Origin of the sequence: Streptomyces vastus, assembly GCF_039532825.1 — a bacterium.
Taxonomy (GTDB): Bacteria; Actinomycetota; Actinomycetes; order Streptomycetales; family Streptomycetaceae; genus Streptomyces; species Streptomyces vastus.
The window spans coordinates 112,212-130,506 of sequence record NZ_BAAASJ010000044.1; the positions used below are offsets into that span (position 1 = coordinate 112,212).

Below are 18,295 nucleotides of genomic sequence, written 5' to 3' on the forward strand. Positions count from 1 at the left end.
ACGAGCTCCCGAAGTGAGCCGTCCGCACCCCGCCGTCCGCACCCGCCGCCCCCGCGATACTGACGCGATGACCCTCCGACTGCGTAACGCTCACACGGCCGATCTCGCCCCCGCAGAGCTCCGCGCCGTCCGCACCCTCCTGGACGACGCCTTCGAGGGCGACTTCAGCGAGGACGACTGGGACCACACGCTCGGCGGCGTCCACGCCCTCGTGCACGACGACACCGGTCTCGCCGCACACGGCGCGGTGGTCCAGCGCCGGGTGCTGCACCACGGCCGCTCGCTGCGCACCGGTTACGTCGAGGGCGTCGCGGTCCGCGCGGACGTCCGGCGCCAGGGGCTCGGCGGCCGGGTCATGGCCGCCCTGGAAGGGGTCATCGACCGCGCGTACGCACTCGGCGCGCTCTCCGCCACATGCGAGGGTGCAGGTCTGTACGCCGCTCGCGGCTGGCACGAGTGGCCGGGACGGTTCCACGCGCTCGGCCCGGACGGCATCGTGCACCTTCCGGACGAGGAGGTCTGGCTCTTCCTCCGCCCTGCCTCCGCCGGTGCGCTCGACCCCGCGTACGAACTCGTCTTCGACTGGCGCGACGGCGACGTGCTCTGACCGGATCGGCCATCACCGCAGGTCAGAGGGTTGTGACCGATTCCACCGTCTCAGATAGTAGGAAGCCCAAGTAATTGTGGAGACAGACGCCCGGTCCTCGCTTAACTTTGTAGAAGCCGAACGTCTCGCTCGATCAAGCGAATGGCGGTCGTGAGCCGGAGCCTAGGCAGGCAACCCCTGCGGCCCGCTCGCCCGCCCACCCGGCGTCTCGCACCCCCTTCCGCACTCCGTGCCGCCATAAGGAGTCGATTTCCCATGGCCGAGACGACCGTCCGCCGAGTCCGTCACGTCTCCCGTACGAGCGATTCCGACCGTAAGAACGCCGCCGCCGCGCTCCAGCGCGCCCTCGACCGCAGGGACAACGGCGGCGCGACGGGCCACTGAGCCCCGCCGTCGATGGGCCGCTGAGCCCCTCAGCTTCCGGGAGCCGCAACCCGTAAGTGGTGCGGCGCGGCCTCAACTGCCGCGCCGCACCTCGAAGTAGTCGATGCGCCCGCCGTTCTGCGCGAGCGCCGACACCTTGAGCTTCGCGGACGAGCCGGTCTCCGCCTCGATCGCGAGGAAGGAAAAGCCGGTGTAGCGGACCCGGGACCACTCCACGGTCTCCGGGCTCTCCGACTTCCCCTTGGTCCAGCGGAAGCTGCCGACCGACTCCCGGTCGTTCACCTTCCCCTCGTAACTGTCCTTCACCCCGTCCGGAAAGCCGTACAGCTCCTTGCCGGCGCCGCCCGCGGTGACATACACGGTCCCGTCGCGCGTGGGATCCGTCGAGGCGCCCACGGGCACGCGCTTGCCGACCTCGCCGTCCTTGATCGCGTCGGTCCGTTCGTAGACGTGGTTGTGCCCGTTGATGACCAGGTCCACCTGGTGCTTGGTGAACAGCGGCAGCCAGGCGTCGCGCAGGCCGCCGTCCGAGGCGTGCGTCGACGTCGAGTACATGCAGTGGTGGAAGAACACCACAATGAATTCAACGGACTTGCGCAGCTCCCCGAGCCGCTTGTCCAGCCATTCGCTCTGCTTGCCGTCCGAGTAGCCGAGGTTGGCGGGTATCTCGTACGAGACGTCGTTCGCGTCGAGCGCCACGATGCCGACATTGCCGTACGTGAACGAGTAGACGCCCGGAGACCTCTTCGGATCGAAGCCGTTGTCCGGGAGTGACCAGCGGGCCGCCTGGCCGCCGTAGCCGTCGGGGGAGTACCAGGCCTCCATGTCGTGGTTGCCGGTCGTCACCATCCAGGGCACGGACTTCGCGACCGACTCGGTCTGCGCGAGGAACTGGTCCCAGACGCGGGCGTCGTACATGTCCGAGTCCTTGCCGTGGCCCGTCGTGTCCGCGTAGCAGATGTCGCCCGCGTGGAGGTGGAAGGACGGGTTCTGACCGAGGATCACCTGGTCGTTGGCCAGCGCGTCATAGCTGACGCCCTGGTCGCCGAAGGCCGTGAATACGAACTGCCCGGGACGTGCGGGCGCCGTACGGAACGAACCGACCGTCGACAGGCGGTCGGCCGACGTCGGGTCGAAGCCCTCGTGGCCGACGCCGTAGTAGTACGTCGTGCCGGGCTTGAGGCCGTCGAGGGCGGCGTGCAGGTAGTACTGCTCGACCGCGGGGAGCTTCTTCGACAGGGACGGGGTGCGCAGGTCCCGGACCTCGGCGTCGATCCTGCGGCTCAGGTCCCAGGGTTTCGAACCCACCCGTACATAGGGCTTCTTGACGGCGAAGGGCACCTGCCAGGAGATCCGCATCTGTGTCTTCGGGTCGGCGCCGAAGGCGAGATGGCGGCCGAAGGGGGCGACCACGGAGCCGGGCACGCGACCGGTCGCGGGATGCGTCACCGGTGAGGACGTCGTCCGCGCGGGGCTCGCCGAGCCCTCGCCCGTGCAGCCGGCCAGCAGCCCCGCGCCCGTGAAGGCGCCCGCGGTCACCAGCGCCCGCCGGGACAGTCTCGCCCGCAGGTATTCGTGCTGCTCCGCCATGCTCATACGGCGGGCCAGTTGCTCGGGGATGCCGACGTTCGGGACGAGGTGCTCGGGCGGTGACCCGCTGGGCGGAACAGTCATGGTGGGAAAACTTCCCAGCGAGCCCCAACACAGGCCTGACTTCTGGGTGAACGGAGGCTGACGGGCCGATGCGGCGTCACTCGGCGGGCCGTGGACGGGCTATAGATGGGCTGTACATATGTGTCCGTATCGCGGACGCATCGTGTCATCCCGTGGGACGGAGGAGTAGGGTGCCGACATGTCTCGCAGCCTCAATCTCGCAGTGATCCCCGGTGACGGCATCGGCCAAGAGGTCGTTGCCCAGGGCCTGAAGGTGCTCTCCGCCGTCCTTCCGCAGGATGTGAAGCTGGAGACCAAGGAGTACGACTTCGGTGCCAAGCGTTACCACGCCACCGGAGAGATCCTCACCGACGCGGACGTCGACGCGCTCAAGAAGCACGACGCGATCCTGCTCGGCGCGATCGGCGACCCGAGCGTGCCGTCCGGCGTCCTGGAGCGCGGCTTCCTGCTGAAGCTCCGCTTCCTCTTCGACCACCACGTCAACCTGCGTCCGTCGAAGCTCCTGCCGGGCGTCGCCACCCCGCTCGCGGGCCAGCCCGAGATCGACTTCATCGTGGTCCGTGAGGGCACCGAGGGCCCGTACACCGGCAATGGCGGCACCATCCGCAAGGGCACCCCCCACGAGGTCGCCACCGAGGTCTCCGTCAACACGGCCTTCGGTGTCGAGCGTGTCGTCCGCGACGCCTTCGCCCGTGCTCAGGCCCGTCCGCGCAAGAAGCTGGCGCTGATCCACAAGAACAACGTGCTGGCCTTCGCAGGTCACCTGTGGACCAACATCTTCAACAAGGTGGCCGAGGAGTTTCCCGACGTCACCACCGAGTACATGCACGTGGACGCGGCGACGATCTACCTCGTCACGCAGCCCGAGCGGTTCGACGTGATCGTCACCGACAACCTCTTCGGCGACATCATCACCGACCTCGCCGCGGCCGTCTCCGGCGGCATCGGCGTCGCCGCGAGCGGGAACATCAACCCGTCCGGCGAGTTCCCCTCGATGTTCGAGCCCGTGCACGGCTCGGCGCCCGACATCGCAGGCCAGGGCAAGGCCGACCCCTCCGCCACGGTCCTGTCCGTCGCCCTCCTGCTGCGTCACCTCGGCTTCGAGGCCGAGGCCGCCCGCATCGAGGACGCCGTCTCCGCCGACCTCGCGGAGCGCGGCACCACGACCCGTACGACCGACGAAATCGGCGACGCGCTCGCCGCCCGAGTATCCGGCTGACCCGCCGGAACTCCTCGAGCCGCCGGGTCGCTTTCGCACCCGGCGGCTTTTCCTATGCCCCGCCGGGTGCCACCATCATCCACTGGGCCGCATTCACACCCATATCCTCCACGGCTCCGTTCACGCGATAATCGAACGTGGAGCCGCGGATTGAGGGAATGCTCGGACGCCCTAACACTGGCCATCGGCCAGTATGGGCGTGAGCGCGGCCCGTACAGACAACCGGTGCTGCATCTCCCGGGGGACAACCCCCGGATCCCCGGCCGAAAGGCCGGAGTTGCCAGACGCCTGCCCGGGACATGAAGCGAAGGACACCTACTCATGACGACGCCCACGATCGAGCTCAAGCCCTCCGCGCACCCGCTCTCCGACGCGGAGCGGGAGGCGATCCTCGCCAGCCCCGGGTTCGGCCGCCACTTCACCGACCACATGGTGACGGTCAAGTGGACCGAGGGCCGCGGCTGGCACGACGGGCAGCTCGTGCCGTACGGGCCGCTCTCCCTCGACCCCGCGACCAACGTCCTGCACTATGCGCAGGAGATCTTCGAGGGCCTCAAGGCCTACCGGCAGCCGGACGGCTCGGTCGCCACCTTCCGCCCTGAGAAGAACGCCGAGCGCTTCCAGCGGTCCGCCCGCCGTCTCGCCATGCCCGAGCTGCCCGTCGAGACGTTCATCGAGGCCTGCGACCTGCTCGTCCAGCAGGACAAGGCATGGGTGCCGGCGCACGGCGGCGAGGAGTCGCTCTACCTGCGCCCATTCATGATCGCGACCGAGGTCGGTCTGGGCGTGAAGCCCGCCAACGAGTACCTGTTCATGGTCATCGCCTCCCCGGCCGGCGCCTATTTCCCGGGCGGCGTGAAGCCCGTCTCGATCTGGGCCTCCGACGACCGCGTGCGCGCCGTCCCCGGCGGCATGGGCGACGCCAAGACCGGCGGCAACTACGCCGCGTCCCTGCTCGCCCAGGCCGAGGCCGCCGCGAAGGGCTGCGACCAGGTCTGCTACCTCGACGCCGTCGAGCACAAGTGGGTCGAGGAACTGGGCGGCATGAACCTGTACTTCGTGTACGGAGACAAGATCGTCACCCCGACGCTGACGGGTTCCATCCTGGAGGGCGTCACCCGCGACTCGCTGCTCTCGGTCGCCGCCGACCTCGGGTACGAGTCCGAGGAGGCGCGCATCTCCATCGACCAGTGGCGCGACGACACCGCGAACGGCAGCCTCACCGAGGTCTTCGCCTGTGGCACCGCCGCCGTCATCACCCCGGTCGGCACCGTCAAGTGCCACGCCGGCGAGTGGCAGCAGAGCGGCGGACAGCCCGGCGCGGTCACACTGAAGCTGCGCGAGGCGCTGCTCGACATCCAGCGCGGGGTGAGCGAGGACAAGCACGGCTGGATGCACAACCTCGGCTGACGGCCTTTACCCGAAGCCTTGTTGGTCCCCGCTCTCCCCAACTGGAGGGCGGGGACCGGTCGTTCACGGTCGCGTATGGCCAACCACCTGACGTACACGGACGCCTGACGCACCGTCCAGGTTGTACGCAATCCGTCTGATTGACCCAGTTCCGCTGGTGCGTTTGTATCCCTGTGGGCCCCGGCGCCGGGCCGGGGGAGAAAGTGACCAACGGGGAAAACCGGGGGAGTTCATGACCAGAGCCATCCGTGCGGTGTCCGTCGCGGCCATCGCACTGAGCACCATCGCTTTAACCGTCACCACGGCATCGTCCGCGCCGTCACCGGCCACGGAGCGGGTCACGGTGTCGGCCACCGGTGAGCAGTCGAACGGCGCCTCGGGCGCTCCGGGTCTGAGCGCCGACGGCCGCTACGCCGCGTTCTCCACGAACGGTTCGAATCTGGTGCCCGGCGACACGAACGGCACGTCGGACAGTTTCCTGCGCGACCTGCGTACGGGGACGGTCGAGCGTGTCAGCGTCGCCTCGGACGGCACCCAGGGCGACGGCAGTGTGGGAGGGACGGACATCAGCGGCAACGGCCGGTACGTCATCTTCTCCTCCTCGTCGACGAACCTCGTCGACTGGCCCGGCCCGTCCGAGGCACGGGGGAGCGACGTGTACGTCCACGACCGCCGCACCGGTCGCACGGAGCGGGTGAGCACCACCCCCGACGGCGGGAGCGCCGGCGCCTACGGCAGTTTCGGCATCTCGCACGATGGCCGGTACGTCGCCTTCAACGCTCCGCGCGCCCGGATGGAGGCCGGCCAGGCGAGCTACCACCTCGGTGCCTACCTCGCCGACCGCCGCACCGGCGAGGTCAAGCTGATCAGCACGCACGACAACCCGGAGTGGACGGTCTATTCCGTCCGCCTCAGCGGCAACGGCCGCTCTGTGGCGTACGACATCCGACACCCGCGCGGGGGCCGCAGCGAACTGCGGGTGCACGACCGCGTCACCGGCGCCGAGGAGCAGGCCAACGTCAACCAGTACGGCGATCCCTCGTCCAGTCCCGTCACCGGCACGGACCTCTCGTACGACGGCCGCACCATCGCCTTCAGCACCCTCGACGAGGGCCTGACCGACGACACCACCCCGGCCACGTCGTACGTCTTCGTGCGCGACCTGCGCACGGACACCACCCGCCGTGTCGACAACCCGGAGAAAGGCGAGCGCGCCCTGAGCGCCGTCTCCCTCAGCCCTGACGGCCGGTACGTGGCGTACGACTACTCTGTGCCGGTCCCCGGCGGCGAGTACGGCAACAACGTCTTCGTGTACGACCTGCGCACCGGGGCCACCCGGCTCGCCACCGAGAGCCTCTCGGGCGGGAAGGTGACGGAGGACTACAGTGCACCCGGAGCGTTCAGCGGCAACGGCAGGCTCCTGGCCCTGGTCTCGACCTCGCCCCAGCTGGTGCCGGACGACACGAACGGCCACTCGGACGGGTTCGTCCGCCGCCTGCGCTGAGTGACGTGACGTTCGCATACTGAGACACCCGTGAGCACGGGGGCGGTCTGTGCCAGACTGCCCCCGTGCTCTCGTTCGCCACGATTATTGGCAGCAGGCGCGCCGGTCCGCAGTGACCGCCCCGTACGACCACGTACGGGCGGACACCGTCGTCCTCGACCCGCGCGCAGACCTCTCGCACCCGCGAGGGGTTTTTCTGTTTCCCGGCCCAACCGCAGCCGGGGCCGGAGCGCGAGGGATTATGAGGACGGTGGAGCCGGTCATTCCGGTAGACCGCATCCCATACAGGAGCCAGTAGAGATGACAGACACAACCGACGAGAATCAGGGTCCCTCCCACGTCGACGACGACTTCCACGTCTTCGACACGACGCTGCGCGACGGTGCGCAGCGCGAGGGCATCAACCTCACCGTCGCGGACAAGCTGGCCATCGCACGGCACCTGGACGACTTCGGCGTGGGCTTCATCGAGGGCGGCTGGCCCGGCGCCAACCCGCGCGACACCGAGTTCTTCGCCCGCGCCCGGCAGGAGATCCACTTCAAGCATGCCCAGCTCGTCGCCTTCGGCGCCACCCGCCGCCCGGGCGGCAAGGCCGCCGAGGACGCCCAGGTCAACGCGCTCCTCGAGTCCGGCGCGCCCGTCATCTGCCTGGTCGCCAAGTCCCATGACCGGCATGTCGAGCTGGCCCTGCGTACGACACTCGACGAGAACCTGGAGATGGTCCGCGACACGGTGTCGTACCTCCGCTCCCAGGGCCGCCGGGTGTTCGTCGACTGCGAGCACTTCTTCGACGGCTACCGGGCGAACCCCGAGTACGCGAAGGCCGTCGTACGGGCGGCCTCGGAAGCGGGCGCCGACGTCGTCGTGCTCTGCGACACCAACGGCGGCATGCTGCCGGCCCAGGTCCAGGCCGTCGTCGCCACGGTCCTGGCCGACACGGGCGCCCGGCTCGGCATCCACGCCCAGGACGACACGGGATGCGCGGTCGCCAACACCCTGGCCGCGGTGGACGCGGGCGCGACGCACGTCCAGTGCACGGCTAACGGATACGGGGAGCGGGTCGGCAACTCGAACCTGTTCCCGGTGGTGGCGGCACTGGAGCTGAAGTACGGCAAAAAGGTCCTCCCCGAGGGCGCGCTCTCCGAGATGACGCGCATCTCGCACGCGATCGCCGAGGTCGTGAACCTCACGCCGTCCACGCATGAGCCGTACGTAGGGGTCTCGGCCTTCGCCCACAAGGCGGGACTGCACGCCTCGGCGATCAAGGTCGACCCGGATCTGTACCAGCACATCGACCCCGAGCAGGTCGGCAACACCATGCGGATGCTGGTCTCCGACATGGCGGGCCGGGCGTCGATCGAGCTCAAGGGCAAGGAACTGGGCATCGACCTCGGCGACGACCGTGAGCTGGTCGGCCGGGTCGTGGAGCGGGTCAAGGAGCGCGAACTCCAGGGCTACACGTACGAGGCCGCCGACGCCTCCTTCGAGCTTCTGCTCCGAGCCGAGGTGGAGGGCAAGGTCCGTAAGTACTTCGAGGTGGAGTCCTGGCGGGCGATCGTCGAGGACCGCCCCGACGGATCCCACGCCAACGAGGCCACGGTCAAGCTCTTCGCCAAGGGCGAGCGCATCGTCGCCACGGCGGAGGGGAACGGTCCGGTGAACGCGCTGGACAAGACCCTGCGCGTGGCTCTCGAGAAGATCTACCCCCAGCTGGCCAAGCTGGACCTGGTCGACTACAAGGTCCGCATCCTGGAGGGCAAGCACGGCACCTCCTCCACGACGCGGGTCCTCATCTCCACGTCGGACGGTGCGGGGGAGTGGTCGACGGTGGGCGTGGCGGACAACGTGATCGCCGCGTCGTGGCAGGCCCTGGAGGACGCGTACACGTACGGCCTGCTGCGGGCCGGGGTCGAGCCGGCGGAGTAAGGGAGCCAGGGGGACGGTGCGTGCGCCCGGCGTGCACCGTCCACCCCACTTTGCGCCGTGCAGGAGTAGCTTCGAAGGTATGAAGGCCGCACTGAACCGTGGACTGACCGTATTGATGATCGCGTTCGCGGCCTTGGCGGTGCTCTCCGTCGGGGCCACGCGCGCCCATGCCGCAACAGATGTCTCGACGGTTGCGGAGGCCCTGCAGGACAGCCCCGTGTACGTCGACCCGTCCATGTCCGGGCAACTGCCGAAGGCCGACGCCGAGGCCCTGGCCGACAAGATCGAGGACGCGGACAAGCCGGTCTTTATCGCGGTGCTCCCCGCCGACTTCCCGAAGCAGGACCTCTTCCAGAACCTGCGCACGGCGACCGGTGTCACGGGCCTGTACGCGATCCGGCTCGGTGACGAGTTCCAGGCGAGGGCCGACTCGACGGTCCTGTCGAACGACGCCGTGCGGAACCTCGTCACCAGTGTCCAGGGCGAGAACAGCACCGAGACCCAGCTCGACGACTTCACGGACCGCGCCCTCATGAACGTCGGCGGCTCCGCCCCCAGCAGCTGGACCGACGGCCGCGACGCTGACCCGACCGGCGTGCTGATCGGAACCGGCGTCGTGCTGGCGGCCGGTGGCGCGGGCGCGTACACGCTGGTACGCCACAACCGCCGCAAGAAGGAAGAGGAGCGGCAGGCCGCGCTCGAGAAGCTCCGCGTGGTCGTCGACGAGGACATCACCGCCTTCGGCGAGGAGCTCGACCGGCTCGACTTCCACCCCGCCGAGAAGGGCGCGGACGACGCGATGCGCGCCGACTACGAGCGCGCCCTCGACGCCTATGACCAGGCGAAGTCGTTCATGGCTGCGGCGCAGCGCCCCGAGGAGGTGCGCGCGGTCACCCAGGCCCTGGAGGACGGCCGCTTCTCACTCACCGCGCTCGCCGCGCGTCGCGAGGGCCGTCCGCCGCCCCCGCGCCGCGCCCCCTGCTTCTTCGACCCGAGCCACGGCCCGTCGGTCGCCGACGCGACCTGGACACCCGACGGCGGCACACCCCGCGAGGTGCCCGTCTGCGCCGCCGACCGCACTCGCCTGGCCGACGGCCTCGACCCCGCCGTCCGCGAGGTCGACACCGACACCGGCCGCCGCCCCTACTGGGAGGCGGGCCCGGCCTACGGCCCCTGGGTCGGCGGCTACTTCGGCGGCGGCATCCTCCCCGGCCTCCTCATCGGCACGATGCTCGGCTCGATGATGGCCAGCCCCTCGTACGCGGCCACGTACGGCTCCGGCTACGGCGACTTCGGAGGCGGCGGCTACGAGGGCGGCGACGTCTCCGGCGCGGACTTCTCCTCCGGTGACTTCGGAGGGGGCTTCGGCGACGGTGGCTTCGGTGGGGGTGACTTCGGGGGCGGCTTCTGAGGCATCCCGTAATCCCGTAAAGGGGAAGGGCAAGGGGAACGGGTCCGGCGCAGAGGGCGCCGGACCCGCGTACGTTCGTACGAGGCGTATGCCGGTACGAGGCGTCGTACCGGACTTACGTCACAGAGAAGCCGCCGCCGAAGCGATCGCCGAGGCGAACGTGGAGACCTCCGTGTAGACGCCCGGAGCCTCCGGCTGGGCGCAGCCGTCGCCCCAGCTGACTATGCCGACCTGGATCCATTCACCGGCGTTGTCCTTGCGGAACATCGGTCCGCCGGAGTCACCCTGGCAGGTGTCGACGCCGCCCTGCTCGAAGCCTGCGCAGATCTCTTCGCCCGCCACGAGGCCACTGTAGTAACCGCCGTAGCCTTCACACGTGGCGTCGTCGATGAACGGCACGGTCGCCTTGAGCATGTACCGCTGCTGGGCCCCGCCCTGGGTTGCCGCACCCCAGCCGGCGACGGTGAAGTCACCGGTGTTGTACTGGCTGTTGGTGGCGATCTTCAGGGTCGGCAGGTTGATGGGCTGCGCGAGCTTGATGAGCGCCCAGTCCTTGCCGGTGCCGTTGTAGCCGGGGGCCTGGAGGACCTTGGTGGAGCGGACCTGGACACGGCCGTTCGTGCTCTGCAGGTCCACGACGCCGGCGGTGGCCGTGATGCTGGTGTTGTTGCCCGAGCCGCTCACGCAGTGCGCGGCGGTGAGTACGATCTGCTGGGTGTAGAGCGCACCGCCACAGCCCATGGAGAGCCGGACCATGAACGGGAACTCGCCCTGGGCGGCGCGGGTTCCGCCCACGACGGGCGGAGTGGCGGCCGTAGCGCTGACGGGCTGAAGGCTGACGATCGCGAGGGCGGCGGCGCCGAGGACGGCGCATCTCTTGAAAGCCTTGAGGAGCTTCTTCAACGTGATGCCTTCCGTGGGGGGTTGGGCATTGATGTTGGGGGATGGATGCCAGAGATCTATGTCAGGAGCATGCCAAAGAAGTAACAGACGATCGCACCCTCAGCGGCATGACCTGGTGATTTCTGTTGGAGGATTATGAGAACGCCGCCCGCGCCACCACAAGGCACGAATTCCGGCCACGCGTGTCCGAATCCCGGGCGGGGGCGCCCCCTTCGATCGCACGCCCCCTCCGGCCGCTCAACTGTCGCCGGGCCTACCGCTCACGAAGGCGGCCCAGGACGCGTGGTGAGCGTGGCGAGTTCGCCCAGGACTCGGGCCGACGGCGCCGGGTCGACCAGCCACTTCAGGTGGCTGCCCTCGAGAGTGCGGACGTCGTACGGGTTGTCCGGCGTCAGCTCGTTGCCCTCGCGGATCAGCCGGTCCTGCATGGCGAGCGGCATGCTCGCGTCGTCGGCCAGGCGGACGAAGGTCTTCGGGACGCGTCCCCAGGTCGCTGCCTGCGCCCGGTCGGCGGAGGTGCCGACGTCCAGGTTCTCGTCAGGCTGGAAGGTGTTCAGGAAGGTCAGGAACTCCTCGTCGGTGCCGTCGGCGAGGAAGGCCGCCTTGAGCGCCGCAAGGGCGTCCGGATCCGCAGTGCGGAAGTTGACGCGGAGCAGGCCGAGTTCGGCAGGGTTCCCCGCCATCGCCGAAACCAGGGAAGCGGCGTCGACCGTGGCCATCTCCGGCTGGGCGTAGTAGTCGCCGACGTCTAGAGCGACAGGGCACCAGGCCGCGACGTAGACGATGCGATCGATCAGGTCCGGCCGCGCGTTGGCCGCGGCCGTGGCCGTGGCGCCGCCTCGGCTGTGGGCGACAAGGATCACCGGGCCATTCCGCTTGGCCCGTTCCAGGATCCCGATCAGGTGCGCGGCATTGTCGGCGAGCGTGACACCCTTGATCGAACCGGGCGCGTTGGCGAGACCTGCGAGATCCTGCGGCGCCTGATAGGCGCGGGTGAAGGTCGCCTCGAAGCCGTGGCCGGGCAGGTCGACGGCGACCGAACGGTGTCCCAGGAGGCCGAGTTCGGCCTGGAGCGGTGCCAAGGAGAAGGAGTTCGCGAAGGCTCCGTGAACCAGTACGAACGTCGGTTGCATCTGTCTACTCACCTTCTGGCCTCTGCGGCCGTGTGTGGCGCACCGTCCCGCCGCAGCGACGTTTTGGTGCGCGGCAAACGCTTCTGGGGGTCCGGGGGCGAAGCTCCCACGCGGCGAAGCGCAAATTGATACAGCAGGCAAGGGGCGGGCCCGGGGAAGAAAATCCCCGCACAACCGACCCGCTTCGCTTCAGCCGGCATCCGGCAGAGCCAGCCACTCTTTCCACGTCAGATCCCGCCCGATGAACCGCGGCCGCTCAAAGGGCCACGCCTCCCCGATCCACCGAGGCACGAACGCTTCGAGCTCCCGCTCCAGTTCAGTCCCGACGGCGTCGTCCACGACCCACCACGAGACCTCGGCATCGGCACCCGCCTTCTCCGGCGGATCGATGTAGACGCATCCGTATTCGGTGGTGCCCGTCGCGTCGAACAACACGTAATTGAACGACTCATGAGCAGCGATCTCAGCCGCATGCCGCTCAAGATCCGCCTTGTTCGCCTCATACGTGATGGTCTCCGCAGGCCACCCCCAGGCCTCGCCGAAGATGCTCCACAACCGCTCCCGCGACCCCATCACAGCGGGATAGTCGATCGGAGCGTCGGCTCCGCTGATCGGCCGGAGGTAGTGCCCACCGGGCAGTTCGACACGTAGGGGATGGACGAAGTCCGGGGGCAGCCAAGTCATGGCGGAAGGGTACGGGCGAAGGACGGGTCCCGCACGGGGTTAAGACGCTGCTCGCCAATCCCCGGTCCACTCAATTAACGCCGGGGCCACCGCTGACGAACGCGGCCCACGATGCGGGGGCGACGGTGAGAGCGGGGCCGCTGGGGTTCTTGGAGTCGCGGATGTGGATAGCGGAGGGGTGGGCGGCGACCTCTACGCAGTCGCCGCCTTAATCGGAACTACGACTTCACTCACTGCCCAACTGTAGTGACACCCTGTGACAGTCGCCTCATGGACGCACAACCCCAACTCCTCCACACCCGCGAGGCGTTCTACCGCCGAGACCGCCGATCGGTGCGCCTGGCCCGCGAGTTCACCCGCGAGGCCCTCACGGACTGGGCGGTGGCCGAGCGCAGCGACGACGTACTGCTCTGTGTGAGCGAGCTCGCCACCAACGCCGTGCTGCACGGCGTACCGCCCGGCCGCGGCTTCCGTCTCCGACTGGCCCTGGACACCGGCGGAGTCGTACGCATCGAGGTCCACGACAGCGGCCCGGGCGAGGTCCGGTTCCCGGACGCGTGCACCGAGGCGGAGAACGGCCGAGGGCTCCTGCTCGTTGCCGCGCTCGCGGACAAATGGGGGGTGGGGGAGCGCGACCCGGGGAAGATCGTGTGGTGCGAGTTCGCGGTACGTATGGACGACTTCCCTGCCCCCAAGGGCCGCCACGCAGCCGGACCTTGACGAAAAAAGCATGTGCCCAGGCTCTGACAGAGCACGCAGACTGAACCGGTGATCGACATTACCGAGGAACTCGTGCGCACCTTGGTCTCGGACCAGTTTCCCGAGTGGAGCGACCTTCCGGTCGAGTCCGTGGCACGTCAGGGCTGGGACAACCGGACCTTTCGGCTCGGCGATCGGCTGGCCGTACGCCTGCCGAGTGCGGAAGGGTACGTGGCAGCCGTCGAGAAGGAAGACCGCTGTCTGCCCGTCCTGGCCGGGCACATGCCGCTGCCCGTACCCGAACCGGTCGCTGCCTGCGCCCGGTCGGCGGGCTATCCGTTTCCGTGGTCGGTGCGGCGCTGGTTGCCGGGAAACACGGTTGAGACGGCGACGGACATCGACCGAACCCGGCTGGCCCGCGACCTCGGTGGCTTCCTGACCGCTCTCCGCCAAGCCCCTGCCCGGCAGGGACCGGCCGCCGGCGTCCATTCCTACTTCCGTGGGTGCCACCCCAGCGCCTACGGAGATCAGGTCGAGTCCGCCCTCGACAAGCTCAGCGGAGTCGTCGACGTCGCTGCCTGCGAGGAGGTCTGGACGAGCGCGCTGACCTCGGCATGGCCGCTTCCGCCGACGTGGTTCCACGGTGACGTCGCCGTAGGCAATCTGCTCGCCACCGACGGGACGCTGTCCGCCGTCATCGACTTCGGCACGTCCGGAGTGGGCGACCCCGCCTGTGACCTCGTCGTGGCCTGGACGTACTTCGAGGGTGATGAGCGGAAGGTCTTCCGCGAGGCCGTCGGACTGCCCGACGAGACCTGGCGTCGAGCCCGCGGGTGGGCCCTGTGGAAGGCCCTGGTGACCATGGCCGGCCTGTCCAGCCCCGATCCTGAGGGCTTCCAGAGCCGGGTGCTCGTCAACGTGCTGGAGGAGCCGGTCGTCGACTGATTCACGAAGGGTGACGGACTCTCCCGGTGGTCGTTAGGGAAGTGTATTTCCGGGAAACGTACTTCCCTAAGTGCCGCTGGAGACGACTATGCGCCGACCCACTCGCAACCTGGCCAAACCCCCCGACATGTTCGACCGCGACTGGGAATGGAGCGAGCTGACAGCCTTCGCTGCCGACGAAGGCCCGGAGGCGACCATGGCCGTGGTCTCCGGGCGACGGCGGCAGGGCAAGTCCTTCCTCCTCGACTCACTCGCCAGAGCCGCCGGAGGTTTCTACTTCTGTGCGTACGAGGCCACGGAGGCCGAGTCGCTGCGCCGCTTCGGGGAGGAACTCGGCCAGTACAGCGGGAGCATCGCCCCCATGCGCTTCGACCGCTGGGAGCAGGCCATCGACGCGCTGCTCGCACTGGGCAAGGAGCGGCCCCTTCCCGTCGTCATCGACGAGTTCCCGTACCTGGCCAGGGCGACGCCCTCGCTGCCCTCCATCGTGCAGGTCGCGTACGGCCCTCGGCGCCCGGAGCGGCTCCAGTCCCGCACCCGACTCCTCCTGTGCGGCAGTTCCCTCTCCTTCATGGGCAAGCTGCTCAGCGGTACGTCGCCCCTCAGGGGCAGAGCCGGGCTCGAACTCATCGTCCAGCCACTGGACTTCCGCCAGGCCGCGGCCTTCTGGGGCATCGACGACCACCGCCTCGCGCTTCTCGTGCACAGCATGGTGGGCGGAACCCCCGCTTATCGGAGGGAGTTCGTACGCGATGACGTCCCCGCCGACCTGGATGACTTCGACGCCTGGGTCTGCCGTACGGCCCTTTCGCCCCGATCCCCGCTGTACCGCGAGGCCCGCTACCTCCTGGCCGACGAGTCGGACCTGCGGGACCGGGCCCTCTACCACTCCGTGCTGGCGGCACTAGCCTCGGGCAACGCCACAGCGGGCGGCATCGCCAGCTGCCTGGAGCGTCCCACCAGCGACATCACCCACCCCCTCACCGTCCTGCAGGACTGCGGTCTCGTACGCCGCGAAGTGGACGCCTTCCGCAAGAACCGCAGCGTCTACCGCGTGGGCGAGCCGCTGATCGCCTTCGACCACGCCATCTCACGGCCGAAGCTCCCACTGCTGGACCGAGGCTTGGCGGAACAGGTCTGGGAGACATCCCGAGCCCGCTTCCTCTCGGCCGTCGTCGGCCCGCACTTCGAACAGCTCTGCCGCGAATGGGTCGCACACTTCGCCGCGCCGGAGACATTCGGCGGCATGCCGATCGACGTCTCGTACGGCACGGTTCCCGATCCTGCGGCGCAGACGAGTCACGAGATCGACGTGGTGGTACGCGGCGCCGTGGGGCAGGACAACGGAGTCCTGCTCTCGCTCGGCGAGGCCAAGTGGGATCAGGTCATGGGCGTCGGACACCTCGACCGGCTCCGTCAGGTCAGGTCCCTGCTCGCGGGGCGCGGGATCGACACGTCAGCAGTGAGGCTCACGTGTTACAGCGGTGCGGGATTCACGGATGACCTGCGAGCCGCCGAGACCAAAGGTGAGGTGGTCCTGGTGGATCTGCAGCGCTTGTACGGAGGGGAGTAGTAACCGACGTGCTTCTATAGGACAGAAGCTGTCCTATAGCCGCCCTATCGTGCCCCTCATGGACACACTCGACGGCCTGAAGATCAAGGTTTTCGGCAGCGCGGAACAGTTGGACGCCTGGCTCAATGCTCATGCCGGGCTTGAGCGCGGGGTCTGGCTGAAGATCGCCAAGAAGGGGTCCGGCCGGACCACCGTCACTGTGGCGGAGGCCCTCGACGTGGCTCTCTGCCATGGGTGGATCGATGGGCAGCGTCGGCGCCATGACGGGACGTGCTTCCTGCAGAAGTACACCCCGCGCCGGCCGCGCAGCGAGTGGTCGAAGGTGAATGTGCGCAAGGTCGAGGCCCTCACGGCGGCCGGGCGTATGCGGCCCCGTGGGCTCGCGGAGGTGGCGGCGGCCAAGACGGACGGGCGCTGGGCGGCTGCTTACGAGTCGCAGCGCAACGCCACGGTTCCGGACGATCTGGCCGCCGCGCTGGAACGCGATCCCCGTGCGAAGGAGGCCTTCGAGCGGCTCGGCAGGACCGGGCAGTATGTGGTCATGATGGGGCTGATGAAGGCGAGGACTCCGGAGGTCAGGGCTGCTCGGCTGGAGAGGGCGATCGCCGAGCTGGGGTCCCCCGAGCCCCAGGGGCCGGGCTAAGGCCTACCAGTCCCGGTCCAACGCTGAAAAGCACTGGTCAAGCGCGCCGACCAGTCTTCGTCCTGCCCGTCCTTCGCGTCCTGCTCCCCCTTCGCGTACTTGATCAGCTGGGAGAAATCGATCGCTCCGGGGTCCCCGTGGTCGTTCTCGGGGACATGCATGTGCCCGCAGACCCCCTTGAAGTCGTTCCACTCCCCACCGCTCATCCGCTGCCCGCCCTCGTTCCCGTACGACTTCGGGTAGGCGGGCCACTCCTTCGGGCCGGACAGCGGTACGTCGTGCTCGGCGTGCATCCAGGCCAGGAAGCGGGCGACTCCGCGCAGGGCCCAGTCGGGTGCCTTCGGCCAGTAGATGTGGGACTGGCCCGCCTCTTTCCACTTGGCGTGGGTGCTCGGGTCGCAGGTGCCGACGAGTTCGAGCTGGCAGACGTTGAGCGCGTTCGTCTCCACGCCGCCCGACTCGTTGACCAGGGCGCGGGACGAGGTCTCGATGTCGAAGTGCTGGTACCAGCGCAGCTTCTCGGCGGCCAGGTCCGGCACCGCCGTGAGGTTCGGGGCCGAGGCCCCGCCGGCGTAGTCCGGCAGAGTGCGGCCCTCCGTGGTGTGCAGGACGACGGCGTTGACCTCCATCGCGTCGCCGCCGTACTCGTCCTGGTACCAATGCGTCCGGCTCGCACCGGGGTAGCGCTGCGGTCCCGTCTTCGTGCTCAACTGCGTCTCCTGGAACTGGACTTCCCTGGACTCCCCATGCCGGGTCGCCAGGAAGGTTCATCGTGCGTCAACAGCCGTACTGGGTACGGCTGTTGCACACTACGCACACGAAATGGTCGCAGGAGTTCCGCCCGGCCCAGAGCGGCGGGACGTGTCGGAAAGTGCAGAGAGACGGACCTCGCAGGATCAGGCGGCGTTCTTGATCGCCGAGATGTCGAAGTTCAGCTTGATCTTGTCGGAGATGAGGACGCCGCCCGTCTCCAGCGCCGCGTTCCACGTGAGGCCCCACTCCGAGCGCAGGATCTCCGCCTTGCCCTCGAAGCCGACGCGCTCGTTGCCGAAGGGGTCCTTCGCGGCGCCGTTGAACTCCAGGTCGATGGAGAGCTGCTTGGTGGTGCCGAGGATCGAGAGGTCGCCGGTGATGCGGTAGTCGTCGCCGCCGAGGGACTCCGCCTTGGTGGAGCGGAACGTCATCGTCGGGAACTCGTCCGTCTTGAAGAAGTCGGCGCTCTTGAGGTGGCCGTCACGGTCGGCGTTGCCGGTCTCGATGCTGTCCATCTTGACGTCGATGGCCGCGGTCGAGCGGGACGGGTCGCTGCCGTCCAGGTGCAGGCTGCCGGAGAAGTCGTTGAAGCTGCCCTTGACGTTGGTGACCATGGCGTGCCGGGCGACGAAGCCGATGGTGGTGTGGGACGCGTCGATGGTGTAGTCGCCGGTGAGGGCGGACAGGTCGGTGGCCGGGGCGGCGGCGGTGGTGGTGTCGCTGGTGTTCTTGCTGCTGAAGAGACCCATGACTGGCTCCTTGGGGGACGAGCCTCGGCTCTGCACCGAGGCTGGTTTAACCTTCAACGAGGTCCCCGAGGGGAGTAT

General features: G+C 68.7%; 17 protein-coding genes and 1 pseudogene. 11 read left to right on the top strand and 7 right to left on the bottom strand.

All coding sequences use genetic code 11. The annotated features are described in order from the left end of the window. Positions 1 to 67: 67 nt before the first annotated feature. Both ABD357_RS23070 and ABD357_RS23075 read left to right on the top strand, forming a co-directional pair. Positions 68 to 607 carry a GNAT family N-acetyltransferase gene (locus ABD357_RS23070; protein WP_344392557.1) on the top strand — a complete coding sequence of 180 codons (540 nt, stop codon included), beginning with the start codon at positions 68 to 70 and terminating at the stop codon, positions 605 to 607. A gap of 255 nt (positions 608 to 862) precedes the next feature. Continuing rightward, on the top strand, positions 863 to 991 hold the full coding sequence (locus tag ABD357_RS23075) for a hypothetical protein (protein WP_344392558.1): 129 nt from the start codon (positions 863 to 865) through the stop codon (positions 989 to 991). 72 nt (positions 992 to 1,063) lie between these two features. Here ABD357_RS23075 and ABD357_RS23080 read toward each other — a convergent pair whose 3' ends face one another. Continuing rightward, the gene (locus ABD357_RS23080; RefSeq protein WP_344392559.1) at positions 1,064 to 2,665 is read right to left on the bottom strand and encodes a purple acid phosphatase family protein; all 1,602 of its coding nucleotides are present in this window, start codon (positions 2,663 to 2,665) and stop codon (positions 1,064 to 1,066) included. A 178-nt stretch (positions 2,666 to 2,843) separates the two neighbouring features. Here ABD357_RS23080 and ABD357_RS23085 point away from each other — a divergent pair, with 178 nt between their 5' ends. From ABD357_RS23085 to ABD357_RS23105, 5 genes are all read left to right on the top strand, one after another. Beyond that, the gene (locus ABD357_RS23085; protein ID WP_344392560.1) at positions 2,844 to 3,884 is read left to right on the top strand and encodes a 3-isopropylmalate dehydrogenase; all 1,041 of its coding nucleotides are present in this window, start codon (positions 2,844 to 2,846) and stop codon (positions 3,882 to 3,884) included. A gap of 321 nt (positions 3,885 to 4,205) precedes the next feature. Next, on the top strand, positions 4,206 to 5,294 hold the full coding sequence (locus tag ABD357_RS23090) for a branched-chain amino acid aminotransferase (protein ID WP_344392561.1): 1,089 nt from the start codon (positions 4,206 to 4,208) through the stop codon (positions 5,292 to 5,294). Between the two features lie 232 nt (positions 5,295 to 5,526). Next, on the top strand, positions 5,527 to 6,798 hold the full coding sequence (locus ABD357_RS23095; RefSeq protein ID WP_344392562.1) for a TolB family protein: 1,272 nt from the start codon (positions 5,527 to 5,529) through the stop codon (positions 6,796 to 6,798). Between the two features lie 300 nt (positions 6,799 to 7,098). Continuing rightward, on the top strand, positions 7,099 to 8,724 hold the full coding sequence (cimA, locus tag ABD357_RS23100) for a citramalate synthase (protein WP_344392564.1): 1,626 nt from the start codon (positions 7,099 to 7,101) through the stop codon (positions 8,722 to 8,724). 79 nt (positions 8,725 to 8,803) lie between these two features. Continuing rightward, on the top strand, positions 8,804 to 10,135 hold the full coding sequence (locus ABD357_RS23105) for a hypothetical protein (RefSeq protein WP_344392565.1): 1,332 nt from the start codon (positions 8,804 to 8,806) through the stop codon (positions 10,133 to 10,135). A 120-nt stretch (positions 10,136 to 10,255) separates the two neighbouring features. Here ABD357_RS23105 and ABD357_RS23110 read toward each other — a convergent pair whose 3' ends face one another. From ABD357_RS23110 to ABD357_RS23125, 4 genes and pseudogenes are all read right to left on the bottom strand, one after another. Continuing rightward, positions 10,256 to 11,038, bottom strand: a complete 783-nt coding sequence (locus ABD357_RS23110; protein WP_344392566.1) for a S1 family peptidase — start codon at positions 11,036 to 11,038, stop codon at positions 10,256 to 10,258. 260 nt (positions 11,039 to 11,298) lie between these two features. After that, a complete protein-coding gene (locus tag ABD357_RS23115; protein ID WP_344392568.1) occupies positions 11,299 to 12,171 on the bottom strand; it encodes an alpha/beta hydrolase in 873 nt (290 codons plus the stop codon). A 189-nt stretch (positions 12,172 to 12,360) separates the two neighbouring features. Then, on the bottom strand, positions 12,361 to 12,855 hold the full coding sequence (locus ABD357_RS23120; protein ID WP_344392570.1) for an N-acetyltransferase: 495 nt from the start codon (positions 12,853 to 12,855) through the stop codon (positions 12,361 to 12,363). 70 nt (positions 12,856 to 12,925) lie between these two features. Beyond that, positions 12,926 to 13,063: pseudogene (locus tag ABD357_RS23125) on the bottom strand (DUF397 domain-containing protein); the annotation flags it as partial. 62 nt (positions 13,064 to 13,125) lie between these two features. Here ABD357_RS23125 and ABD357_RS23130 point away from each other — a divergent pair. From ABD357_RS23130 to ABD357_RS23145, 4 genes are all read left to right on the top strand, one after another. Then, positions 13,126 to 13,575: an ATP-binding protein gene (locus ABD357_RS23130; RefSeq protein WP_344392572.1), complete on the top strand. Its 450-nt coding sequence runs from the start codon at positions 13,126 to 13,128 to the stop codon at positions 13,573 to 13,575. A gap of 48 nt (positions 13,576 to 13,623) precedes the next feature. Then, the gene (locus ABD357_RS23135; RefSeq protein ID WP_344392574.1) at positions 13,624 to 14,499 is read left to right on the top strand and encodes an aminoglycoside phosphotransferase family protein; all 876 of its coding nucleotides are present in this window, start codon (positions 13,624 to 13,626) and stop codon (positions 14,497 to 14,499) included. Positions 14,500 to 14,587: 88 nt separating this feature from the next. Continuing rightward, entirely contained in the window at positions 14,588 to 16,072 is a 1,485-nt protein-coding gene (locus tag ABD357_RS23140; RefSeq protein WP_344392575.1) for an AAA family ATPase, read from the top strand. A 58-nt stretch (positions 16,073 to 16,130) separates the two neighbouring features. Beyond that, positions 16,131 to 16,715 carry a YdeI/OmpD-associated family protein gene (locus ABD357_RS23145; protein ID WP_344392577.1) on the top strand — a complete coding sequence of 195 codons (585 nt, stop codon included), beginning with the start codon at positions 16,131 to 16,133 and terminating at the stop codon, positions 16,713 to 16,715. On the opposite strand, the gene ABD357_RS23150 is transcribed toward ABD357_RS23145, so the two are convergent. Both ABD357_RS23150 and ABD357_RS23155 read right to left on the bottom strand, forming a co-directional pair. After that, positions 16,712 to 17,425 (bottom strand): hypothetical protein, encoded by a 714-nt coding sequence (locus ABD357_RS23150; protein ID WP_344392578.1) that lies wholly within the window; start codon positions 17,423 to 17,425, stop codon positions 16,712 to 16,714. The two genes, ABD357_RS23145 and ABD357_RS23150, sit on opposite strands and share 4 nt — an antisense overlap. Before the next feature lie 186 nt (positions 17,426 to 17,611). Further along, entirely contained in the window at positions 17,612 to 18,217 is a 606-nt protein-coding gene (locus ABD357_RS23155) for a YceI family protein (RefSeq protein ID WP_344392579.1), read from the bottom strand. Positions 18,218 to 18,295 lie beyond the last annotated feature (78 nt).